This is a genomic window from Microbacterium sp. BH-3-3-3 (assembly GCF_001792815.1).
Lineage (GTDB): Bacteria > Actinomycetota > Actinomycetes > Actinomycetales > Microbacteriaceae > Microbacterium.
The window spans coordinates 376783-398710 of the sequence record NZ_CP017674.1 but is presented as its reverse complement, the minus strand read 5'-3'; the positions used below and the strand labels follow the sequence as shown (position 1 = coordinate 398710).

At 72.7% G+C, this 21928-nt stretch carries 20 protein-coding genes and 1 tRNA gene; 12 read left to right on the top strand and 9 right to left on the bottom strand.

The features are described from left to right. Positions 1–4: 4 nt before the first annotated feature. The 4 genes from BJP65_RS01915 to BJP65_RS01900 are packed head-to-tail and all read left to right on the top strand — an operon-like array spanning position 5 to position 4758. Positions 5–2266: a biotin carboxylase N-terminal domain-containing protein gene (locus tag BJP65_RS01915; RefSeq protein WP_258027512.1), complete on the top strand. Its 2262-nt coding sequence runs from the start codon at positions 5–7 to the stop codon at positions 2264–2266. Positions 2267–2316: 50 nt separating this feature from the next. Next, positions 2317–3438, top strand: a complete 1122-nt coding sequence (locus tag BJP65_RS01910; RefSeq protein ID WP_070409801.1) for an acyl-CoA dehydrogenase family protein — start codon at positions 2317–2319, stop codon at positions 3436–3438. Then, on the top strand, positions 3435–3902 hold the full coding sequence (locus tag BJP65_RS01905) for a MaoC family dehydratase (protein ID WP_070408047.1): 468 nt from the start codon (positions 3435–3437) through the stop codon (positions 3900–3902). Before BJP65_RS01910 ends, BJP65_RS01905 begins: the two co-directional genes overlap by 4 nt. 43 nt (positions 3903–3945) lie before the next feature. Then, complete coding sequence (locus BJP65_RS01900; RefSeq protein ID WP_070408046.1) at positions 3946–4758, top strand: CoA ester lyase; 813 nt, start codon at positions 3946–3948, stop codon at positions 4756–4758. Between the two features lie 39 nt (positions 4759–4797). Here BJP65_RS01900 and BJP65_RS01895 read toward each other — a convergent pair whose 3' ends face one another. The 3 genes from BJP65_RS01895 to BJP65_RS16430 form a co-directional block, all read right to left on the bottom strand. Beyond that, positions 4798–5385, bottom strand: coding sequence for a histidine phosphatase family protein (locus tag BJP65_RS01895; protein ID WP_070408045.1), 588 nt, complete (start codon positions 5383–5385; stop codon positions 4798–4800). A gap of 282 nt (positions 5386–5667) precedes the next feature. Further along, on the bottom strand, positions 5668–6516 hold the full coding sequence (locus BJP65_RS01890; RefSeq protein ID WP_055837586.1) for a Sir2 family NAD-dependent protein deacetylase: 849 nt from the start codon (positions 6514–6516) through the stop codon (positions 5668–5670). Positions 6517–6602: 86 nt separating this feature from the next. Further along, positions 6603–6773 carry a hypothetical protein gene (locus tag BJP65_RS16430; protein WP_156458872.1) on the bottom strand — a complete coding sequence of 57 codons (171 nt, stop codon included), beginning with the start codon at positions 6771–6773 and terminating at the stop codon, positions 6603–6605. Between the two features lie 96 nt (positions 6774–6869). On the opposite strand from BJP65_RS16430, the gene BJP65_RS01885 reads away from it, so the two are divergent. Both BJP65_RS01885 and BJP65_RS01880 read left to right on the top strand, forming a co-directional pair. Continuing rightward, positions 6870–8072 carry an amidohydrolase family protein gene (locus BJP65_RS01885; protein ID WP_070408044.1) on the top strand — a complete coding sequence of 401 codons (1203 nt, stop codon included), beginning with the start codon at positions 6870–6872 and terminating at the stop codon, positions 8070–8072. Between the two features lie 707 nt (positions 8073–8779). Beyond that, the gene (locus BJP65_RS01880; RefSeq protein ID WP_070408043.1) at positions 8780–9586 is read left to right on the top strand and encodes an RNA methyltransferase; all 807 of its coding nucleotides are present in this window, start codon (positions 8780–8782) and stop codon (positions 9584–9586) included. On the opposite strand, the gene BJP65_RS01875 is transcribed toward BJP65_RS01880, so the two are convergent. From BJP65_RS01875 to BJP65_RS01865, 3 genes are all read right to left on the bottom strand, one after another. Further along, positions 9583–9885 carry a putative quinol monooxygenase gene (locus BJP65_RS01875; RefSeq protein ID WP_070408042.1) on the bottom strand — a complete coding sequence of 101 codons (303 nt, stop codon included), beginning with the start codon at positions 9883–9885 and terminating at the stop codon, positions 9583–9585. The genes BJP65_RS01880 and BJP65_RS01875 overlap by 4 nt on opposite strands. Positions 9886–9958: 73 nt before the next feature. Continuing rightward, positions 9959–10642, bottom strand: a complete 684-nt coding sequence (locus tag BJP65_RS01870; protein ID WP_156784785.1) for a hypothetical protein — start codon at positions 10640–10642, stop codon at positions 9959–9961. A gap of 5 nt (positions 10643–10647) precedes the next feature. Beyond that, positions 10648–11508, bottom strand: a complete 861-nt coding sequence (locus BJP65_RS01865) for an SGNH/GDSL hydrolase family protein (protein WP_055837571.1) — start codon at positions 11506–11508, stop codon at positions 10648–10650. Positions 11509–12213: 705 nt separating this feature from the next. On the opposite strand from BJP65_RS01865, the gene BJP65_RS01860 reads away from it, so the two are divergent. Continuing rightward, the gene (locus BJP65_RS01860; RefSeq protein WP_070409800.1) at positions 12214–14085 is read left to right on the top strand and encodes a DEAD/DEAH box helicase; all 1872 of its coding nucleotides are present in this window, start codon (positions 12214–12216) and stop codon (positions 14083–14085) included. Positions 14086–14319: 234 nt separating this feature from the next. After that, positions 14320–15441: a VIT1/CCC1 family protein gene (locus BJP65_RS01855; RefSeq protein ID WP_194716881.1), complete on the top strand. Its 1122-nt coding sequence runs from the start codon at positions 14320–14322 to the stop codon at positions 15439–15441. A gap of 145 nt (positions 15442–15586) precedes the next feature. Here BJP65_RS01855 and BJP65_RS01850 read toward each other — a convergent pair whose 3' ends face one another. Both BJP65_RS01850 and BJP65_RS01845 read right to left on the bottom strand, forming a co-directional pair. After that, a complete protein-coding gene (locus tag BJP65_RS01850; RefSeq protein ID WP_070408039.1) occupies positions 15587–16630 on the bottom strand; it encodes an isopenicillin N synthase family oxygenase in 1044 nt (347 codons plus the stop codon). Positions 16631–16787: 157 nt separating this feature from the next. Next, positions 16788–16873, bottom strand: a tRNA-Leu gene (locus BJP65_RS01845). A 140-nt stretch (positions 16874–17013) separates the two neighbouring features. On the opposite strand from BJP65_RS01845, the gene BJP65_RS01840 reads away from it, so the two are divergent. Both BJP65_RS01840 and BJP65_RS01835 read left to right on the top strand, forming a co-directional pair. Next, entirely contained in the window at positions 17014–18315 is a 1302-nt protein-coding gene (locus BJP65_RS01840; protein ID WP_070408038.1) for a M20/M25/M40 family metallo-hydrolase, read from the top strand. Positions 18316–18323: 8 nt separating this feature from the next. After that, on the top strand, positions 18324–19169 hold the full coding sequence (locus BJP65_RS01835) for an undecaprenyl-diphosphate phosphatase (RefSeq protein WP_055837560.1): 846 nt from the start codon (positions 18324–18326) through the stop codon (positions 19167–19169). 71 nt (positions 19170–19240) lie between these two features. On the opposite strand, the gene BJP65_RS01830 is transcribed toward BJP65_RS01835, so the two are convergent. Next, a complete protein-coding gene (locus tag BJP65_RS01830; protein ID WP_055837557.1) occupies positions 19241–20107 on the bottom strand; it encodes a PAC2 family protein in 867 nt (288 codons plus the stop codon). A gap of 108 nt (positions 20108–20215) precedes the next feature. Between BJP65_RS01830 and BJP65_RS01825 the strand changes: the two genes are divergently transcribed. Both BJP65_RS01825 and BJP65_RS01820 read left to right on the top strand, forming a co-directional pair. After that, the gene (locus BJP65_RS01825) at positions 20216–20911 is read left to right on the top strand and encodes an HAD family phosphatase (protein WP_070408037.1); all 696 of its coding nucleotides are present in this window, start codon (positions 20216–20218) and stop codon (positions 20909–20911) included. Further along, a complete protein-coding gene (locus BJP65_RS01820; protein WP_070408036.1) occupies positions 20908–21924 on the top strand; it encodes a tRNA (adenine-N1)-methyltransferase in 1017 nt (338 codons plus the stop codon). Before BJP65_RS01825 ends, BJP65_RS01820 begins: the two co-directional genes overlap by 4 nt. Positions 21925–21928: the final 4 nt, after the last annotated feature.

Sequence of the window (21928 nt, the reverse complement as noted above, 5' to 3'; positions counted from 1 at the left end):
CCCCGTGCCCACGATCCCCGTCGCCGACCCGCGCCCGTTCTCCTCGGTGCTCGTCGCCAACCGGGGAGAGATCGCACGCCGGGTGTTCCGCACGCTCCGGCGTCTCGGCATCCGCTCCGTCGCCGTGTACACCGACGCGGACGCCGACGCCCCCCACGCCCGCGAGGCGGACCACGCCGTGCGCGTGCCCTCGTATCTCGACGTCGACGCGGTGGTCGGCGCGGCCGTCGCCGGTGGCGCCGAGGCCGTGCACCCGGGCTACGGCTTCCTCAGCGAGAACGCCGGTTTCGCTCGCGCGTGCGCCGCGGCCGGGGTCGTCTTCGTCGGCCCGGCCGTCGAGGCGCTCGAGGTCATGGGCGACAAGATCCGCGCGAAGGAGCACGTCGCCGCCCACGGGGTGCCGACCGTGCCGGGGTTCTCGGCGACCGGGCTCACCGACGCCGAGATCGCCGTCGAGGCCGACCGTGCCGGGTACCCCCTGCTGGTGAAGCCCTCCGCCGGCGGGGGAGGCAAGGGGATGACGGTGGCCACCCGCCCCGACGACCTCGTCGACGCCCTCGCCACGGCCCGCCGGGTGGCGGCATCGGCCTTCGGCGACGACACCCTGCTCCTCGAACGCCTCCTCGAACGCCCCCGGCACATCGAAGTGCAGGTGCTCGCCGACCGGCACGGCACGACGCTGTCGCTCGGCGAGCGCGAGTGCACCCTGCAGCGCCGGCACCAGAAGGTCATCGAGGAGGCACCCTCGCCGGTCGTCGACACCGAGACCCGCCGGCGTCTGGGCGAGGCAGCCGTGGCCGCTGCCCGCAGCGTCGGATACCTCGGCGCCGGCACCGTGGAGTTCCTCGTCTCGGGTGACCGGCTCGACGAGCCGTTCTTCATCGAGATGAACACGCGTCTGCAGGTCGAGCACCCCGTCACCGAGCTCGTCACCGGCATCGACCTCGTCGAGCAGCAGCTGCGGGTCGCGGCGGGGTTCGCGCTCGATCTGCCCGAGGTGCGCCTCGACGGGCACGCGATCGAAGCCCGCATCTATGCCGAGACGCCTTCTCGCGGATACCTTCCCGCCACCGGCACCGTCACCCACTGGCACGCCGGAGACGCGCGCGTCGACAGTGCCGTCGAGACCGGATCGGTCATCAGCGCGCTCTACGACCCCATGATCGCGAAGGTCATCGCGCACGGCCCCGACCGCGCCACCGCGCTCGCCCGCCTCGACGCCGCCCTCGCCGACACCGTCGTGCTCGGCGTCGACACGAACATCGCCGATCTGCGAGGGCTGCTGGCCGATCCCGCGGTGCGGGCCGGTGAGCTCGATACCGGTCTGCTGGATCGGCGCGGAACGCCCGAGGCTCCCCACCCCTCGGCCGCCGCGCTCGCCGCGGTCGCCGACCGCGTCGCGAATGAACAGGGCCCGGATGCCGGCACCCCGACCCTCGGCTCCGTGTGGCGCCGCGTCGGACCGTGGCGCGCCGGGGGAGCGGCCGCCCCGCGGATCATCCACCTCGAGGACGACGCCGGTCGCGTGCACGACGTCGCCCCCGGGGTCATCCACCTCGGCGACGACCTGGAGCGCGCGCACGATGTGGCTCCCGGCCCGGTTCAGGCCGCCGTCGTGACCGGTGGGCCCACCGAGTACTGGGTGCACGCCGACGGCGGGGCGCACCGGCTGCGTGTCGTCTCGCGGCAGGCGGCCGCCGAACGGCGCCGGGCGGCCGCGGGTCGGCCGCCGGGAACGATCGACCCCGACCTCGTCGCCCCGCTTCCGGGCACCGTCGTCGCCGTACACACCGCCGACGGCGACGCGGTCGCGGCGGGCGACCGGCTCGTCACCATCGAGGCGATGAAGATGGAGCACACAGTGACCGCTCCCCACGCCGGCACCGTGCGGCTGCGCACGTCCGCGGGCGCCCAGGTCGCCCGCGATGCGGTGGTCGCGACCGTGACGCCGGCTGCCCCCGCGGGAGAGGCGTCGACCGGCTCACCGACCGGAGTTGATCAGGTCGCTGAGCCCATCGACGCCCCCGCGGGGCGCGAATCCTCGCGCACAACCTCGGCGATGCGCACAACCGCTGTCGCCGATGCGGCGAGTGCGGCGGAGGATGCGCGAATCGCGGAGGATGCGCACGCCGACGCCGACGCCGACGCCGACGCCGACGCCGACGCCGCGTCCGCACTGGCGGAACCCCGCGATCCCGCCGCCACCGTGGCATCCTCTCTCCCCGCTTCGTCCATCCCCGCTTCCCACAAGGAGACCCTCCCGTGAGCATCGACAGCCAGCAGGCCTTCACCGACGACGAGCGCGACCTCAGCGCCATGGTGCGCGAGTTCGCCGACGAGGTGATCGCGCCCCGCTCGTACGGGGCCGACCGTGCGCACGAACTGCCCCTCGACCTGGTCGCGCAAATGGGCGAGCTCGGCCTGTTCGGACTGCCGTTCCCCGAGGAGGTCGGCGGGCAGGGCGGCGACTACGCGAGCCTGTGCGTCGCGATCGAGGCGATCGCGCGCGTCGACCAGTCCATGGCGATCACCCTCGAAGCGGGAGTGGGGCTCGGCGCCATGCCGATCTACCGCTACGGCACCGAGGCGCAGAAGGCCGAGTACCTCCCCGACCTCGTCGCCGGTCGCGCGCTCGCCGGCTTCGGGTTGACCGAAGCCGAAGCGGGGAGCGACGCCGGCGCCACCCGCACCACCGCCCGGCTCGAGGGCGACGAGTGGGTGATCGACGGGTCGAAGCAGTTCATCACCAACTCGGGCACCGACATCACCCGGTTCGTGACCGTCACCGCGGTGACCGGTCGCACGGGCGATCGCCCCGAGATCTCGACGATCATCGTGCCGAACGGCACCCCCGGCTTCACCGTGGGCCCGGCCTACGACAAGGTCGGCTGGAACGCCTCCGACACCCACCCGCTGCACTTCGACGGCGTGCGCGTGCCCGCGGCCAACCTGCTGGGCGAGCGCGGACAGGGGTTCAAGAACTTCCTCCGCACGCTCGACGAGGGCCGCGTGGCGATCGCCGCCCTCGCGACCGGAGCCGCCGAGGGCTGCCTCGAAGCGGCGGTCGACTACGCCCGCACCCGCACCGTGTTCGGTGAGACGCTGTCGACGCGTCAGAGCATGCAGTTCCTGCTCGCGCGCATGCACGCCCGCGTGCACACCGCCCGGCTGGCCTGGGTGCACGCAGCGCGGCTGTGCGACGCCGGAAAGCCGTTCTCGGTCGACGCCGCGGTCGCCAAGATCACCGCGAGCGATGCAGCGATGGCGAACGCGCGCGATGCGACGCAGGTGTTCGGCGGCAACGGGTTCATCAACGAGTACGCCGTCGCGCGGCACTACCGCGACTCGAAGATCCTCGAGATCGGCGAGGGCACGACCGAGGTGCAGCTCATGGTGATCTCGCGCGCGCTGGGACTCACCGGTACCGTGGCGGCATGATCGAGCAGCGCGGCCTGTATCTGGAGGAGTTCGTCGTCGGCGAGAGGTACGCGCACCGCCCCGGTCGCACGGTCACCGACGCCGACAACGTGCTGTTCACCACCCTCACGATGAACACGCAGGCCCTGCATCTGGATGCCGCCTACGCGGCGACCCAGCCCTTCGGTCGGCCGCTCGTGAACTCGATGTGGACGCTGTCGACACTCGTGGGGCTGTCGGTCGCGCAGTTGACGCAGGGCACTCTCGTCGCCCAACTGGGGCTGACCGACGTGAGCTTTCCCGCCCCGCTGTTCGTCGGCGACACCCTCGGCGCCGAGACCGAGGTCGTGTCGGTGCGCGCCTCGAGCTCACGCCCCGGTCAGGGGATCGTGGTGATGGCGCACACCGGTCGATCGCAGAACGACGAGGTGGTCGTCACGGCGACGCGGACCGTGCTGGTGTGGGCGCAGGAGGGGCGGGCGTGAGCGGCTCGGCGCTGCTCGGCGTGCCCCCGCAGGGGCGTCTCGCGTGAACGGATCGTTCGAGCTCGGCCCGGCGCTGCTCTTCGTTCCCGGAGACCGGCCCGAGCGGCTCGCAAAAGCCCTCGAACGGGCGGATGCCGCGATCCTCGACCTCGAAGACGCCGTGGCCCCGGATGCCAAGGCCGCCGCCCGCGAAGCACTGATCGCCGCCGATCCCGATCCTGACCGGGTCGTGGTGCGGGTGAACGCTCCCGTGACCGCCGACTTCGTGCTCGACCTCGCCGCGCTGGCGCAGACCCGCGTGCGCACGGTGATGGTCGCCAAGGCCGAGGACCCGGCATCCCTCGATCCTCTGGTGTCGTACGAGGTCATCGCCCTCTGCGAGACGGCGCGCGGCGTCGTCGCGGCGGAACAGCTCGCCGCATGCGCGCAGGTGGTGGCGTTGATGTGGGGCGCGGAAGACCTCGTCGCGAGCCTCGGCGGTACCTCCAGCCGCGGGGACGGCGGCCGGTATCGCGACGTCGCCCGTCTCGCGCGCGCCCGGGTGCTTCTCGCCGCGGGAGCGTTCGGCAAGCGGGCGATCGACGCCGTGCACGTCGACATCGCCGACCTCGAGGGTCTCTCGGTCGAGGCGCGGGATGCCGCGGCATCCGGGTTCGCGGCCACCGCGTGCATCCATCCGGGGCAGGTCGCGGCGATCCGCGAGGCCTACGCCCCCCGCCCGGAGCAGGTGGAGTGGGCGCGCGCCGTGCTCGCGGCCGCCGAGGGCGAGCGCGGGGTGTTCCGGTTCGAGGGGCGCATGATCGACGAGCCGATCCTGCGGCACGCGCGATCGCTCGTGCAGCGCGCGAGGCGCTGAGGCGGGGAGTCCGGTCTCAGCGACCCCGGCCCGGGCGTCTCAGCTCGCGACGCCGGCGTACGCCAGCATCTCCCACGAGTCGCCGTCGAGTCGGAACGTCGTCGCCGAGCAGTTCGGCAGTCGCTCGCCCTCGCGGGGGAACGCGCCGTCGGTGGCGTAGAGGATGACTTCGCGGATGAGCGCGCCGTGCGCGACGGCGATGACGTCCGCGCCCTCGGGAGCGACGGCCAGGGCCTCGGCGAGCGCGGCGAGCGCGCGCTCGCGCACCACCGGCCAGGTCTCGGCGCCGGGGACGTCGGCCGCGTGCCACGCGCCATAGGCCCGGGCGAACGACGGGGCGTCCATCCCCTCGGCCTCTCCGTACGACCGCTCCTGCAGGCCGGGGAGTCGCAGCGCCACGGTGGTGCCGAGTGCTGCGGCGATGACGTCGGCGGTCTCGGCCGCGCGGGACAGGTCGCTCGAGACCACCACCGCGTCGCGCCCGGCGTACTCGGCGGCGAGACGCTCGGCGAGCTCGCGCGCCTGGGCGCGACCGGTGTCGTTCAGGGCGATGTCGGTCGAGCCCTGGATGCGGCCCCCGGAGTTCCAGTCGGTCTCACCGTGTCGCACGAGGGTCAGGATCGTCACCGTTCGAGCCTAACCGAGCGCGGCATCCGCCGGTCCGGCCCTCCGGGCGGCAGGTTGCGCAGCTCGCGCGGCTCGCGCGGGTGGCGCGGGTGGGTCGCGCGGGGTGGTGCGGAGCGGAGGACGTGGGGGGAGGGGAGGATGCCGGGGCGGATTGCGGTCCTCCGCTCGTCCCAGATCCTCCGCCCGCCACACTTCACCGCGCGACGGACCGCGCATCGCTCCTCACGGCGCCCGCCGCGGGTGATCTCGACCGCGGTGCGTGGGTCGTTGCCTCGACAGGTGTTAGAGAAGCGCGGGCAGCCGCTCGGCGAGTGCGCGCAGCACGTGGGTGGTGCTCCCGTCGATCTTCACCGCGGCGCGCTGGTCGGCACGGGTCTCGCCGCGGTTGACGATCACGACCGGCAGGCGCTTGCGTCGCGCCCGCTCGACCAGACGGATGCCGGAGTTGACCACCAGCGACGAGCCGGCGATCACCAGGGCCCCGCTGGTGTGCACGAGCTGCTCCGCCTCGCGGAACCTCTCGACCGGGATGTACTCGCCGAAGAACACCACGTCGGGCTTGAGCGTGCCACCGCACACCGAGCACACCGGCACCACGAACCCGTCGGCCGAAGCGGGGGTGACGTCGCCGTCGGGGCCGAGCTCGACGTTCTCGGGCAGGCTGATCCACGGGTTGTCGGCTTCGACGCGCTCGGCGAGGTCGCGACGGTCGAACACCTGACCGCAGTGCAGGCAGCCGACCCGGCGCATCGTGCCGTGCAGTTCGACGACGCGTCCACTGCCCGCGCGCACGTGCAGCCCGTCGACGTTCTGCGTCACGACGCCGTTCGCCACTCCCGCACGTTCGAGGTCGGCGAGCGCGCGGTGCCCGTCATTGGGTTCGGCCGCGGCGAAGACCTTCCAGCCCAGGTGACTGCCCACCCAGTACCGGCGTCGCGCCTCGGCGTTCGAGAGGAACTGTTGCGCCGTCATGGGCGTCCGCGTCGGAGCCCCCTTGCCGCGGTAGTCGGGAATCCCCGAGTCCGTCGACACGCCGGCACCGGTCAACACCGCGATGCGGCGGCCCGCGAGCACCTCGACGGCTCGATCGATGGATGCCAGGAACTCGGCATCCTCCGTCGTGTCGGTCATGCGCACCTCCGTCATACCGAGTCTAGGACGGGCACCGACATCGGACGCGCGCGGGCGGCGGCGCAGGCGGCCGGCGCGGGAGGCCCCTACTTGCGCCGCTGCCAGGGGTAGGGCTTCTTCGGCTCCGTGCGCGCGATGCGCGCTTGCAGCAGGGCCGGCCCGAAGATGACGGCGAGCACGACGGCGAGAACGATCAGGCCGATGAGGCCGAGGACACCGTACGACCACACGTCGGCGAGAAAGCTCTGCAGATCCATACGGTGATCGTCGCACAGCCCCGGCCAGCGGGGCGCGCGAGCGGTCGCCGCGCGCGGCGCCGCCGACGGGGCCGAGGCGCTGGGGATACTGGGACCATGACCCCCCTTCCCCCTCCGGCCATGCTCGACATCACCTCGCTCCGGCGCGTCCGGCCCTGGGGCGGTGACCTCGTCGACATCGCGATGGCCGACGGGAAGATCACCGGCATCACTCCGGCGGGCACGGCCCCCATCGGCGTGCGGGAGTTCGACGGACGCGGTCTCCTCGCCCTCCCCGGCATCGTGAACGCGCACGCGCACGTCGACAAGTCGTGGTGGGGGCTTCCCTGGCAGTCCTACGGCGGCGAGGCGTCCACCGAGGGGCGCATCCGCCACGAACGCTCCGAGCGCGACCGCCTCGGCATCCCGTCGCTCGAGCGCTCCGCCCACGTGCTGCGCGAATTCGTGCGCCACGGCACCACCGCGATCCGCACCCACGTCGACGTCGACGGCGGAGTCGGCCTGCGCGGAATCGAGGCCGTGGAAGAAGCGGCCGCGGCGTACGAAGGCGCGCTCGACGTGCGGATCGTCGCCTTCCCCCAAGACGGGGTCCTGCGCCGCCCCGGGGTCCTCGACCTGCTGCGCGAGGCCGCCGCCCGACCCGGCGTGGAGGGGATCGGCGGACTCGACCCGGCGACCATCGACCGCGACCCCGTCGGGCAGATCGACGCGATCACCGCGCTCGCCGCCGACACCGGCGTCGGCATCGACATCCACCTGCACGACCCCGCCGACCTCGGCGCCTTCCAGATCGAACTGCTCGTCGACCGTGCCGCCCGGCTCGGGCTGCAGGGGCGGGTGAACATCGCCCACGGGTTCGCCGTCGCGCAGATCGAGCCCGCGCGCCGCCGCGACCTGCTCGCCGCGATGGCCGAGGTCGGTGTCACCATGACCACGGTCGCCCCGCTCCGCCTGCCGCAGCTGCCGCTCGCCGAGCTCGACGAGGCCGGGGTGCGCTTCGCGTTCGGCACCGACGGCATCCGTGATCTGTGGAGCCCCTACGGCACCGGCGACACCCTCGGGATCGCCTGGCAGTACGCCCGCGCGTCGGGCCTCGTGCGCGACGACGATCTGCTGCGCGTCGTGCAGCTCGCCACGACCGACGCGGCCTGGTCGGTCGGCCGGGAGACCCACGATCTCATCGAGGGTGCCCGCGCCGACATCGTGCTGCTCGATGCCGAGAACCCCCTCGATGCGCTGGTGCGCCTGCCCGAGCGGATGCTCGTCGTCGGCGGCGGGCGGGTGCTGCACGTGGCGTGACAGCGCGCGGCGCCTGGTGCTGGTCCCGGTTCGCGCCGCCCGCCGCCCGGCCCCGGCTCGCGCCTCGCGCCTCGTCCCGGCTCGCGCCCGGCCCGGCCCCGGCTCGTGACCGGCTCGGTCCCGGCCCGGCCCCGGCTCGTGACCGGCTCGGTCCCGGCCCTCACGCTCACGCTGAAGCCGTTGAGTGTCCAAGACGCGCCGTGCCAGCGGGCAGGGACGCGGCGTGTGTTGGACACTCGACGTGCTCCGGCCCTCACGGGGCGCCGGCGAGGCGCGAGCCCGGGCATGGGCGCGGCCTAGTCCCGGGCATGGGCGCGGCCTAGTCCCGGGCCCGGGCCCGGGCCTGAGCATGGGCGTGGGCGCAGGCGCAGGCGTGGACCCGGGCGCGAACGCCGGTGCGAACTGCGGGAGTGACGCGCGGGGCCGAAGCTGCTGAGTGTCCAAGACGCGCCGTGCCAGCGGGCCCGGACGCGGCGTGTTCCGGACACTCGACGTGCTCCGGGGGCGCACGGGGCGCGGCCTGGGCGTAAGCGCGGGTGCGGAGCGTGGGCTTGGGCGCAAGCGTGGGTGCGGAGCGTGGGCGCGGCGTGGGCCTGGGCGTGGACGTGGGGGCGGATGCGGCCTGGGCGTGGGCGGCCTGGGCGTTGACGTGGGACCGGGCGTGGGCGTGGGCGCAGCTCGCGGCACGCGGCTGGCACGATGGGACGATGCCCGTCATCCCGCTCGACTCCGCCGACGACCCCCGACTCGCCGACTACCGCGATCTCACCGACGTGTCGCTGCGCCGGGTGTCGGAGCCCGCGGGAGGGCTCTACATCGCCGAGTCGTCGAAGGTGCTCGACCGCGCCCTCCGCGCCGGGCACCGCCCCCGCTCGGTCCTGGTACAGCAGAAGTTCCTCGCCGACGCCCTCGCCCTCGTCGGTGAGGATGCCGAGGTGTACGTCGTCACGGCCGAGACCGCCGAGCAGATCACGGGGTACGCCGTGCACCGGGGGTTGCTGGCATCCATGCACCGCCCGATGCCGGCATCGGTCGCCGACGTCGTCCGGGATGCGCGGCTCGTCGTCGTGCTCGAGGACATCGTCGACCACACCAACATCGGTGCCGCGTTCCGCTCGGCGGCGGCCCTGGGCGCGGATGCCGTGCTGGTGACTCCGCGGTGCGCCGACCCGCTGTACCGACGCAGCGTGCGCGTGAGCATGGGCACGGTGTTCCAGGTGCCGTGGACCCGCCTGCCCGAGTGGTCGGAGGCGACACCGCTGCTGCACGACGCGGGGCTCCACCTCGCCGCCCTCGCGCTGTCGGACGACGCCGTCAGCCTCGACACCTTCTCGGCCGCGGGACACGAACGCGTCGCGCTGCTGCTCGGCGCCGAGGGCGACGGTCTGAGTCGTACCGCGCTCGCCGCGGCCGACACGGTCGTGACGATCCCGATGGCCGGGGGAGTGGACTCCCTCAACGTCGCCGCGGCGAGCGCCGTCGCGCTGTGGGAACTGGGGCGCGGGCGGCGCTAGTCGCGCAGAGGCGACCCCGACACCTCGAACCGGAAGCCGCCGAACTCCCCGTTCAACAGCGGCCTGGCCTCGGCGATCGCGGCAACGACGTCGGGGTGCCGCAGCGAGGCCTTATGCGCCTCGGTGTCGCGCCACACCTCGACGACGAACACGGTGTCGGGCTCGTCGTCGGTCGTGCCCACCTCGTACAGCTCGCAGCCCAGCTCGCGCAGCGCGTCGTTGCGACGAGTCAGGATGCCGACGAGCTCATCGCGTCGGCCGGGTTCGGTGCCGAGCGTGCCGGCGTTCACGAAGGTCATGCCTGAAGGCTAGCGAGGGGCTCGGACATCGCCGCGGCGCCGGGGCGCGCAGAAGGGTCAGAGCCCCGGCGGGTCAGAGCCCCGGCGGCTGCTCGCCGAGCGAGCGCTCGCGGATCCACCGCTCCGACTCGGCCGCGGCGCGCACGCGCGGGTCGGGGTCGGCTTCGAGGGCCGTGAGCACGTCGTCGGGGAGGTCATCCTCGCCCGTGAGGTACCAGCGATCGATGACGGAGCCCTCGCGCAGCACGCGCCGCGCGCGGTCGTCATCGCGCGGCAGGCCGTCCGACGGAGTGTCGGCGCGTTCGATCGCGAGGTGCAGGTGGGTGGGGAGCGTGTCCCGACCCGCCGGCGTCTCACCCGCGGTGAAGAGGGTGACGACGACGTCGGCTCCCGTCCACTCCAGCGCGTCGACGGACTCGGCGTCCCATCGCTCGTCGTCTACCGACCACGTCGACCAGTCCGGCCCCTCGGAGTCGAACACCCAGCGGTGCGGCACGGCCTTCATTGCCGACGCGACCGCGAGCGCGGCACCCCTCACCCGGCTCACCTCGCCGTCGAGGAACACCGACACGTGGGGCGCCCGGGCCGAAGACAGCACGTCCCAGCCGTCGGCGCCGAAGCGCCCGCTCTCGACCTCGGGTGTCCAGCCGGCCTCGACGAGCCCCGCGGCCAGCGACTCGGCATCGCGCAGCAGCACGTCGGCGTCGGCGGCGTCGAGCAGCGCGGAGACGGCGTCGGGCAGGTCGTCGTGTTCCACGCCGCTCACACCTGCGTCCCGCGTGGGCCCGCGGCATCCGGACCCGGCGCGAGGGTCACGACGGGCAGCGGCTCCGGACGCTTGGCGTGCACGTCGTCGCCCGACGACTGGTGCCGCAGGCGCCGCAGGACCCACGGCATGAGGTACGACCGCGCCCAGACCAGGTCGCGCTCGCGCGCGGCGCGCCACGTGCGCACCGGAAGCGTCTCGGGCTGCATCGGCTGCAGATCGTTGGGAACGTTGAGCGCCCGCAGCACCATGCGCGCCACCTCGTGATGGCCGAGCGCGTTGTAGTGCAGGCGGTCGTCGTCGAAGAAGCGCATGTCCTGCACCCCCTTGAGCCCCCACTGGTCGGCGACGACGCAGTCGTGGGCGTCGGCGATCGCGCGGATGTTCTCGTTGTAGATCGCGACCTTGCCCCGGATGCCGCGGAACACGGGCGTGAACTCGGTGTCGATCGCCGTGAACACCACGACGGTGGCGCCGTCGCGGCGCAGGCGCCTGACGGCGTCTTCGAACTGGCGCGAGACGGCGTCGGGATCGGTTCCGGGGCGGATGACGTCGTTGCCGCCGGCCGAGAAGGTGATGAGATCGGGCTTGAGGGCGAGGGCCGGCTCGATCTGGTCGGCGACGATCTGCGCGATGAGCTTTCCGCGCACGGCGAGGTTGGCGTAGGCGAAGTCGTCGACCTGCGAGGCCAGCACGGCCGCGACGCGGTCGGCCCAGCCGCGGTGATCGCCGTCGGGGAGCGGGTCGCCGATCCCCTCGGTGAACGAGTCGCCCAGGGCGACGTAGCGGCGCCACGGGTGGGGGCCGGGGTTGTCGGATGCGGACGGGATGCGGGGCGAGTGCGGATCTGTCGTCATCGGTACCTCCTCGGTCCAGGCTAACCCCGACCCCCGACACGGCGGGAGGTGCCGGACGGCCGGGGCGGCGCACCCGGCAGCGGGTCGATCCTCGCCCGCCGCGACGCCCGCTGCACCGCCCTCCGCGCCCTCCGCGCCGCCCGCCCCGCCGCGCCGCGCCCTCCGCGCTGCCCGCCGCGCCGCGACGCCCCGCCGCGCAGACGGCCGTGTGGACGCGCGCAGCCGCACGACACGCTCCGGCCCGACGTCCGCTCGGATGGGGCGCGGTGAGAGCCCGGCGAAGGCGGGATCTGTCCACAGTCCGGTGCGACACCGCGCGGAGGTGACCTATCGTTGATGTTCGCGCTCGCGAGGGATGGAGGTTCGATGCTGGAAGAAGAAGCCCGCCCCCCGCACCCCCCTCACGCAGACTCCTCCTCGGTGGGCGCCAGCACGATCCGCATCGCGAGCCCCGGCCCCGTCGCGAACACGGTGCGCATCGCCAGCCCGGGCCCGATCGCCAGCCCGGGCCGCTCCCCGCTCGACGATCCCCCCGCGCCGCCTCGCGAGGCGGCGACGCCGCTCGCTCCCGCCGACGCCCCGCGCACCACCAAGCCCCACCCGGCCTCCGCCCCCGCCGGCCCGGCCCACGCCCCCGCCGACCCGGCCCACGCCCCCACCCCCGTCGACCCGGCCTACGCCACCGCTCCCGTCGTCGACCACCCCGTGCCCGGCGACGCCCCCCTCTCCGTCGACGAGTCCCCCGACGGCACCGAGCCGCACTTCGGCTCCTTCGCGGCCGAGCACCTCTCGCCGGCGTTCCCGCAGCGCGCGCCGTGGGGAACCGCCCAGCGCCTGCGTGCGTGGCAGGCTGAGGCGCTCGATCTCTACTTCGGCCTCGACGGACCCGACGGCGAGGGCAAGGGGCCCCGCGACTTCCTCGCCGCCGCCACCCCCGGCGCCGGAAAGACCACGTTCGCCCTGCGCCTGGCCAGTGAGCTCATGCGCCGCCGCGTCATCGACCGCATCGTCGTGGTGGCCCCCACCGAGCACCTCAAGACCCAGTGGGCCGAGGCGGCCGCGCGGGTCGGCATCCGTCTCGATCCGTTCTTCTCGAACCGCCACGCCACGCCCTCGCGGCAGTACCACGGCGTCGCCGTGACCTACGCGCAGGTCGCGGTCAAGGCCGAGGTGCATCACCGCCTGACGATGGACGCCCGCACCCTCGTCGTGCTCGACGAGGTGCACCACGGTGGCGACGCCCTCAGCTGGGGCGACGCGCTGCGCGAGGCCTACAGTCGCGCCACCCGTCGTCTGCTGCTGTCGGGGACGCCGTTCCGCAGCGACACCGCGCCCATCCCGTTCGTGGAGTACCACCCGAACGCCAAGGGGATCCGCCTCTCGCGCACCGACTACGCCTACGGCTACCGACGTGCGCTCGACGACGGGGTCGTCCGCCCCGTCTTCTTCCTCGTGTACGCCGGTCAGATGCGCTGGCGCACCAAGGCCGGCGAAGAGATGGAAGCCCAGCTCGGGCAGGACAACACCAAAGACATCACCTCGCAGGCCTGGCGCACCGCTCTCGATCCGAACGGCGACTGGATCCCCGCGGTCCTCCGCTCCGCCGACCGCCGCCTCACCGAGGTGCGCGAGACGGTCCCGGATGCCGGAGGCCTGGTCATCGCGACCGATCAGACCGCGGCGCGCGCCTACGCCGCCATCCTCGAGGACATCAGCGGCGAGAAGGTCACCGTCGTGCTGTCCGACGAGGCCGAGGCCTCGGGTCGCATCGAGACGTTCTCGAAGGGCACGAGCCGGTGGATGGTCGCCGTGCGCATGGTGTCGGAGGGTGTCGACGTGCCGCGTCTCGCGGTCGGCGTGTACGCCACGAGCGCCTCGACCCCGCTGTTCTTCGCCCAGGCCATCGGCCGTTTCGTGCGCGCCCGCCGGCGGGGCGAGACCGCGAGCGTCTTCTTGCCGAACGTGCCGCAGCTGCTCGCCCTCGCCGGTGAGATGGAGGCGCAGCGCGACCACGCCCTCGACCGCGACAGCGACGCGGAAGACCAGTGGAACGCCGAAGAAGACATGATGGACGCCGCCGAGCGCGAGGACAAAGCGTCCGACGCGCTCGAGCAGGAGTTCGAATACCAGGCACTCGGCTCCCTCGCCCACTTCGACCGGGTGCTGTTCGACGGGCAGGAGTTCGGTCAGCTCGCGGTTCCCGGAACCGTCGAAGAAGAGGAGTTCCTCGGCATCCCGGGTCTGCTCGAGCCCGAGCAGGTGCACGAGGTGCTGATGTCGCGCGCGACCCGGCAGTCGCGCCACCGCTCCACTCGCGAGGCGAGCGAGAAAGAGAACGGCGTCGAGCCGCCGTCGGTCGACGAGGGCGGCCTGCCCGCCCCGCTGCACCGCACGCTGAAAGAGCAGCGCCAGCTGCTGAACACCATGGTGGGTCTGTACGCGCGCCAGAGCGGCGAGGCCCACGGCCTCGTGCACGCCGAGCTCCGGCGCATCTGCGGCGGTCCCGCCGTCTCGCACGCGACCGTCGCGCAGCTGCAGGCGCGCATCGACGTGCTGCGCAGGCGCGTGCATTCCTGAACCGCGCTGGGTGACCTCGCCCCCGCGGACGTGGTCCATCTGCATGACAGGTGGGTCAGGAGTTCATGGTCGGCGCCACCTCGGCCTCTCACCGCGCGGTCGGTCATGCAGATGTGCCGTCACCTCGCGTTTCGCGACCCCGAAATGCTGGCACCGTCGCCGTGGCATCCGCGTGTTCCCGGGCTTCGGAGGCCCGAAATGCTGTCAGTGTCAGCCGACGCGCCCGGGGGAGTGATGGGCGCTCATTACGGTGGTGGGCGACCCGAAGGAGCCCGAGTGACGACCCTCGCCACCCCGACCGCCCGTGATCGCCGCCGCTGGGCGCGCTATCTCGTCGACGAACGCGCCGAGGCGCGCGTCTACCGCGAGCTCGCCTCGCGGCGCACCGGCGAGGAACGCGACATCCTGCTCGCCCTCGCCGAGGCCGAGGGGCGCCACGAGCAGCACTGGCTCGACCTGCTGGGCGAGACTCCGCCGCGCCTGCCGCGGCCCGGGATCGGTACCCGGTCGCTCTCGTGGATGGCCCGCCGCTTCGGCTCGATCTTCGTGCTCGCCCTCGCCCAGAACGCCGAGGCCCGCTCGCCGTACTCCGACGAGCCGTACGCGACCCCCGCGATGGCCGCCGACGAGCGCGTGCACCACGAGGTCGTGCGCGGTCTCGCCGCCCGTGGCCGCCGCCGTCTGTCGGGAACCTTCCGCGCTGCCGTGTTCGGGGCCAACGACGGCCTCGTCTCGAACCTGGCCCTCGTGATGGGCGTGGGGGCCACCGGCGTCGCCCCGAGCTTCGTGCTGTTCAGCGGCATCGCGGGTCTGCTCGCCGGGGCGCTGTCGATGGGCGCGGGGGAGTTCGTCTCGGTGCGTTCGCAGCGCGAGCTGCTGGAAGCCACCGAAGAGAGCGACTTCGCCGACTCCGCGCTTCCCCACCTCGACCTGGATGCCAACGAGCTCGCCCTCGTGTACCGCACGCGCGGCATGGACCCCGAGGCCGCCCTCGACAAGGCCCGCGAGGCCGTGACCGCCGCGCGAGCGGGAACGGCGCCCGCCGCCGCGGCTCCGGGGGAGTCCGCGCACGACGTCGTCGGCAGCGCCTGGGGTGCCTCGATCTCGAGCTTCCTGTTCTTCGCCTCGGGCGCGATCATCCCGGTGCTGCCGTGGATCCTCGGCATGACGGGTCTCGGTGCCGTCCTCCTCGCCCTCGCCCTCGTGGGCATCGCGCTCATGGCGACCGGGGCGATGGTGGGGCTTTTGTCGGGGGCGTCGCCGCTGAAGCGGGGCCTGCGCCAGCTGGCGATCGGCTTCGGCGCCGCCGCCGTGACCTACGTGCTGGGTCTGGTGTTCGGCGTCTCCGCGGCGTGACGCCGAGGGCTCTGGAGACGCCGCGCGAGACACACCGATTCGCGCGAGACACGACGCGACACCGCGTGTCTCGCGAGAGCGAGCGTTTCTCGGCCGCGATGCCCGGGCGGCTGGGGGCGGCGCCGCAGGCCGGGGCGACGCCGCGTCAGCCGCGACTCGCCGCCACGCGCGCGGCCTCGCGGACCGCCGTCACGTTGCGCCGGCCCGCCCGCGAACCGGCGAGCTTGGCGGCGATGTGCTCGCGCACCGTCACGGGGTCGTAGAGCGCGGGCGCGTCGGGCGAGACGAAGTGCGGCAGGGGAGCGATCACCGCGTCGGCGTTGCCGTCGTGGAAGAACGCCGCCGATCGTCGGCGTTCGATCGTCCCGTCGATGACGGGCGGCTTCACCCGGTGCAGCGTCGACATCCACCGGTCGTTGGTGAGCCGTGCCGCCACGTCGCCCAGGTTGACCAGCAGCGCGCCGTCGGCGGGCGAGACGTCGTTCCACGACCCGTCCGACCCCAGCACTTGCAACCCCTTCACCTGATCGGCCCAGAGCACGGTCACGAGTCCGAAGTCGGTGTGCTCGCCCATGCCCGTGAGCTCGCCGTCGAGTTCGATCGTGCCGGGCGGCAGGGCGTAGTTGTTCATGCGCAGCACGTCGATCGAGTGGCCGGTGAGGTCGTCGAAGAAGTCCTCCGGCACCCTCAGTGCCGCGGCGAACACGCGCGTGAGCGTGTGGGCGACCCGGCGTGCCTCGTCGTAATAGGTGCGGACCGCGGGCTCGAAGACGGTCGTGTCGGTGGGCCAGGTGTTCGCGGCGTAGTCCTCGGGGGTCGCCGTCGACCCCGGATACTCGGCGGCCGACGTTCCCACGTTGAACGCCTCAAAGAAGTCGTTCATGCGCGTGACCGGGTCGACGCCGAGGCTGTAGCTCAGCGACTCGCTCTTCGGCGGGCTGTACCCCCGGTTCTCGCTCGCCGGTCGCACGTACGTCTTCTTCGTCTCGAGAGGCAGGGCGAAGAATTCGTCGAGTCCGTCGGCGAGGTCTGCGACCGCGGCATCCGGGATGCCGTGCCCCACGATCTGCATGAACCCGACGGTGCGGCACGCGTGATCGACGGCGGCGACCACCGCCGCCCGGGCATCGGGTGAGCCGCGGCCCACCCAGGCGGAGATGTCGATCGTCGGCACGCGGAACGGGGGCATGCCTCGACGCTAAGCGGGCCGTGTCACGCCGGTGTTTCTGGGGCGTCACGTTCGCGCGGAACAGGCGCGGCGGGGGAGGGTTCCGAGGACACCGACGCCGGGCCGCGAGGGGAACAGAAAAGGCCCCGGGGATGAACCCGGGGCCTTCGTCGTTCTGTGCGCGAGGGGGGACTTGAACCCCCACGCCCGTTAAAGGGCACTAGCACCTCAAGCTAGCGCGTCTACCTATTCCGCCACCCGCGCATTGGGTGTTTCGTCGCTTTCGCAACGAGGAACGACATTACCATGCTCCCGACCCCGCCTCGAACCGGGGCGACGCCCCGGGCGCGTCTCACGATGACACGCGACGGGAGGGGTCGCGCTCCCCGGGTACCGTAGAGCGCATGTCCGAGCTCGAAACCGACGTGCCCGAGGTCGCCCGCATCGCGTCCGACCTGATCCGGTTCGACACCTCGAACTACGGCGGGGGTCGCGCCGAGGGGGAGCGCGAGGCCGCCGAGTACGTGGGCGCCTACCTCGAAGCGCTGGGTCTCGACGTCGAGTACTACGAGCCGGTCGAGCGCCGCACCAACGTCTGCGCGCGCATCCCGGGCCGCAACCGCGACAAGCCCGCCCTGATCCTCCACGGCCACCTCGACGTCGTGCCCGCCGTCGCCGCCGACTGGAGCGTCGACCCGTTCGCGGGCGAGATCCGCGACGGGGTGCTCTGGGGCCGCGGCGCCGTCGACATGAAGGACATGGATGCCATGATCCTCACCGCCGTCGCCGACGTGCTGCGCGCGGGGGACCAGCCCGAGCGCGACATCATCGTGACGTTCTTCGCCGACGAGGAGAACGGGGGCGTCGAGGGCTCGGCGCGCGTGGTGAAGGACCGCCCCGAGTGGTTCGCCGGCGCGACCGAGGCCATCAGCGAGGTCGGCGGCTACTCGATCGCCGTCGGCGACCGCCGGGCGTACCTGTTGCAGGTGGGCGAGAAGGGCCTCATCTGGATCAAGCTCGTCGCCCGCGGCCGCGCCGGCCACGGCAGCGGTCTGCATCCCGACAACGCCGTGACGGCCCTCGCCGAGGCCGTGGCGGCCCTCGGGCGCACGCAATGGCCCATCCGGCTCACCGACACCACCACGCAGCTGCTCGCGGGACTCGCCGAGATCACGGGTGACGACGCGGGCGATCCCGATGCTCTCGCCCTGCGCACCGGCGCCGCATCCAGCTTCATCCGCTCCACGCTGCGCACCACCACGAACCCCACGGGTCTCACCGCCGGGTACAAGCACAACGTGATCCCCGACCGCGCCGAGGCCCTCATCGACGTCCGCGTGCTGCCGGGCACCGAAGAGGCCGCCCTCGCCGACATCCGCCGCATCGTCGGCCCGCACGTCGACATCGAGATCGTGCACCAGGACATCGGCCTCGAGGTGCCGTTCTCGGGCGACCTCGTCGACGCCATGATCGAACAGCTCGGTCGTCACGACCCGGGCGTACCGGTCATTCCCTACCTGATGGGCGGAGGCACCGACAACAAGGCGCTGTCGACCCTCGGCATCGCCGGCTACGGATTCGCACCGCTGCGACTCCCCGCCGATCTCGACTTCACCGGGATGTTCCACGGTGTCGACGAGCGCGTCCCCGTCGACGCGCTCGAGTTCGGTCGACGAGTTCTCGCCGACCTCCTCCGGACGTACTGAAGGACCGCATGCATATTCTCGAGGTCATCATCCTCGGGCTCGTTCAGGGCCTGACCGAGTTCCTCCCCATCTCCTCCAGCGCGCACCTGCGCATCGTGGGCGAGTTCCTGCCGTCGCGCGTCGACCCGGGCGCGACCTTCACCGCGATCACGCAGATCGGCACCGAGCTCGCCGTCCTGATCTACTTCCGCAAGAAGATCGGTCGGGTCCTCTCGCGCTGGTTCGGCTCGCTGACCGGCCGGGTTCCGCGCAGCGACCCCGACGCCCGCATGGGCTGGCTCGTGATCATCGGCACCATCCCGATCGCGGCGGCGGGCTTCCTGCTGCAGAGCCTCATCCGCGACAACTTCCGGAGCCTGTGGATCACCGCGATCGTGCTGATCGTGTTCGGCGTCCTGCTCGGTCTCGCCGACCACTACGGCAAGCGCCGCCGCGAGCTCGACGATCTGACCTATCCGCACGGCATCGCGTACGGCTTCGCGCAGGCGCTCGCGCTCGTCCCGGGCGTCTCGCGCTCGGGCGCGACCACGACGCTCGGTCGCGCCCTCGGCTACAAGCGCACCGCCGTGGCCGAGTACTCGTTCCTGCTCGCCGTGCCCGCGGTCTTCGCCAGTGGCTTCTACGAGCTGTACAAGAGCTTCGACGAGGGCACCGGTCCCTACAGCCTCGGTGAGACGGCCCTGGCCACGGTCATCGCGTTCGTCGTCGGCTACGTCGTGATCGCGTTCCTCATGCGCTACCTGCAGCGCGGCAGTTTCCTGCCCTTCGTGATCTACCGGGTCGCCCTCGGCATCCTGGTCATGGTGCTGCTGGCGCTCGGCGTGCTGCCGGCGTACTCGGCGATCACCGGCTGACGGGCCGCGCCCCGACGGGCCGGAACGACGGAAGGCGCGGTCCCCTCGGGGGCGGCGCCTTCGTTCTGTGTTCAGCGACGCGGCGGGTCGTCTCGACCGGGCTTCGTGGGACCGTCGCCGCCATGGCGGAGGTAGCGCTCGAACTCCTGCGCGATCGCGTCGCCCGACGCCTCGGGGGAGTCCCACGTGTCGCGGGTCTGCTCGAGCTGGCGGATGTAGTCGCTCATCTCATCGTCGTCGGCGGCGGCCGCGTCGATCGAGGCGACCCAGGCGCGCGCCTCGGTCTCGAGGTCGCCGCGGGGCACCGCGATGCCGCTGATGGTCTCGAGGCGTTCGAGCAGCGCCAGCGTGGCCTTAGGCGAGGGGGTGTGCCCGGCGACGTAGTGGGGGACGCTCGCCCAGAGGCTCGCGGTGGGGATGCCGACGGCCTCGGCGGCGTGGCCGATCGCGCTCAGGATGCCGACCGGCCCCTCGTACAGGCTCTTCTCGAGGCCGAGCGACTGGCGGACGTTGTCGTTGTCGCTGCCGGCGAACACCGAGATGGGCCGCGTGTGGGGCACGTCCGACATCATCGAGCCGAGGGCCACGAAGCCGGTGACGTCCTCGCGCAGGGCGACGTCGATGAACTCGGCCGCGAAGGCCTGCCACGCGCGGGCGGGCTCGACGCCGACGAGCAGCCAGATCTCGGCCTCGTCGGAGCGCTCGACGGGCCGCAGCAGCGTCGCCTCGGGCCAGGTGAGCGTGCGCCGCCCCTCGGCATCCAATCCGATCTGCGGTCGCGTGTACTGGTAGTCGAAGTACAGCTCCGGGTCGACCGTGTGCACGACCTCGTACTCGACGTCGGCGCGCAGCATGGCGGCCGCCGCCGACGCGGCTTCTCCGGCGTCGTTCCAGCCGTCGAATGCGGCGACGATGATCCGGCGACCCAGTGCGTCCACACAACCTCCTCTGCCCCGTCGGGGCTGGGTTCCAGGATAGGCGCACGCGCGCGGCGACGGCCGGACGTGCGGCGCGGGGCCGCGCGGGGCGCTGGATACGATGGAACGATGACTTCCCCCGCGCGTCCCGCGCCGTCCGCGGTCCTCTGGGACATGGACGGCACCCTCGTCGACACCGAGCCATACTGGATGGCCGCCGAGACCCCGCTCGTGGAGCGCTTCGGCGGCACGTGGTCGCACGAGCAGGCGCTGGGCATGGTCGGCCTCGCGCTCGAGGACTCCGCCCGTCTTCTTCAGAACGCCGGCGTGCTGTGGGGCGTCGACGAGATCATCTCGTACCTCACCGACGAGGTGCTGCGGCAGCTCGCCGTCACGGGGGTGCCGTTCCGCCCGGGCGCGCGCGAGCTGCTCGCCGATCTTCGCGCCGAGGGCGTCCAGACGGCGCTCGTGACGATGTCGATGCGGCGCATGGCGCTCTCGGTCGTCGATCTGATCGACTTCCCCGCCTTCGACATCGTCGTCGCCGGCGACGACGTCGAGCGCCCCAAGCCCCACCCCGACCCGTACCTGCAGGCCGCCGCAGCGCTCGGCGTCGACATCGTCGACACCGTCGCCATCGAAGACTCCCCGAACGGCCTGCGCTCGGCCATCGCCAGCGGCGCCGTGTCGCTCGGCGTCCCTCTTATGGTGCCGCTCGAGGGCGTCGGAGCGCACGCGCTCTGGCCGAGCCTCGAGGGCCGCACCACCGCCCACCTGCGCGCGCTCCACGCCGCGCACGCCCCGACCCGCCAGGAGAACCGATGAGCGAGACCCCCCACCTGAGCGGTCCGTTCCGCATCGGCGATCGTGTGCAGTTGACCGGCCCGAAGGGCCGCATGCACACGATCACGCTGCGCGAGGCGGGCGAGCTGCACACCCACAACGGCGTGCTCAAGCACGAGCTGCTCGTCGGTCAGCCCGACGGCAGCGTGGTCACCAACAGCTCCGACCACGACTACCTGGCCGTGCGCCCGCTGCTGCGCGACTTCGTGATGTCGATGCCGCGTGGCGCGGCGATCGTCTACCCGAAGGACGCGGCGCAGATCCTCGCGCAGGCCGATATCTTCCCCGGCGCCACCGTCGTCGAGGCCGGCGTCGGCTCCGGCGCCCTGTCGCTGTGGCTGCTGCGCGCGATCGGGCCCGCGGGTCGGCTGCTGTCGTTCGAGCGTCGTGAGGAGTTCGCCGACGTCGCCCGCGCGAACGTGGCGACCTTCCACGGCGAGCTCCCCCCGACGTGGGACGTCATCGTCGGGGACCTCGTCGAGAGCCTTCCGGATGCCGTGGCCCCGGCATCCGTCGACCGCATCGTGCTCGACATGCTCGCGCCCTGGGAGTGCATCGACGCCGCCGCCGACGCCCTCACCCCCGGCGGTGTGGTGCTGTGCTACATCGCCACCGCGACGCAGCTGAGCCGTGTTGCCGAGTACATCCGTGCCACGGGTCTGTTCACCGAACCGGATGCCAGCGAGACGATGGTGCGCGGGTGGCACGTCGAGGGACTCGCCGTGCGCCCCGATCACCGCATGATCGCGCATACGGGGTTCCTCATCACGGCCCGCCGTCTCGCGCCGGGCGCCGTCCCGCCCGAGGTCAAGCGCCGCGCGTCGAAGTCGAGCTACGGCGATGAAGACGTGGAGCTGTGGACCCCGGGAGCCGTCGGCGACCGCGAGATCACCGACAAGAATCTGCGCAAGCGCGTGCGCGAAGCGCAGAAGTCCGCCGAGGGTGTGCGGCAGTCCGTCGCGGGCGCGGCGGAGGAGTCGGGCCCGAGCGCCTAAACTG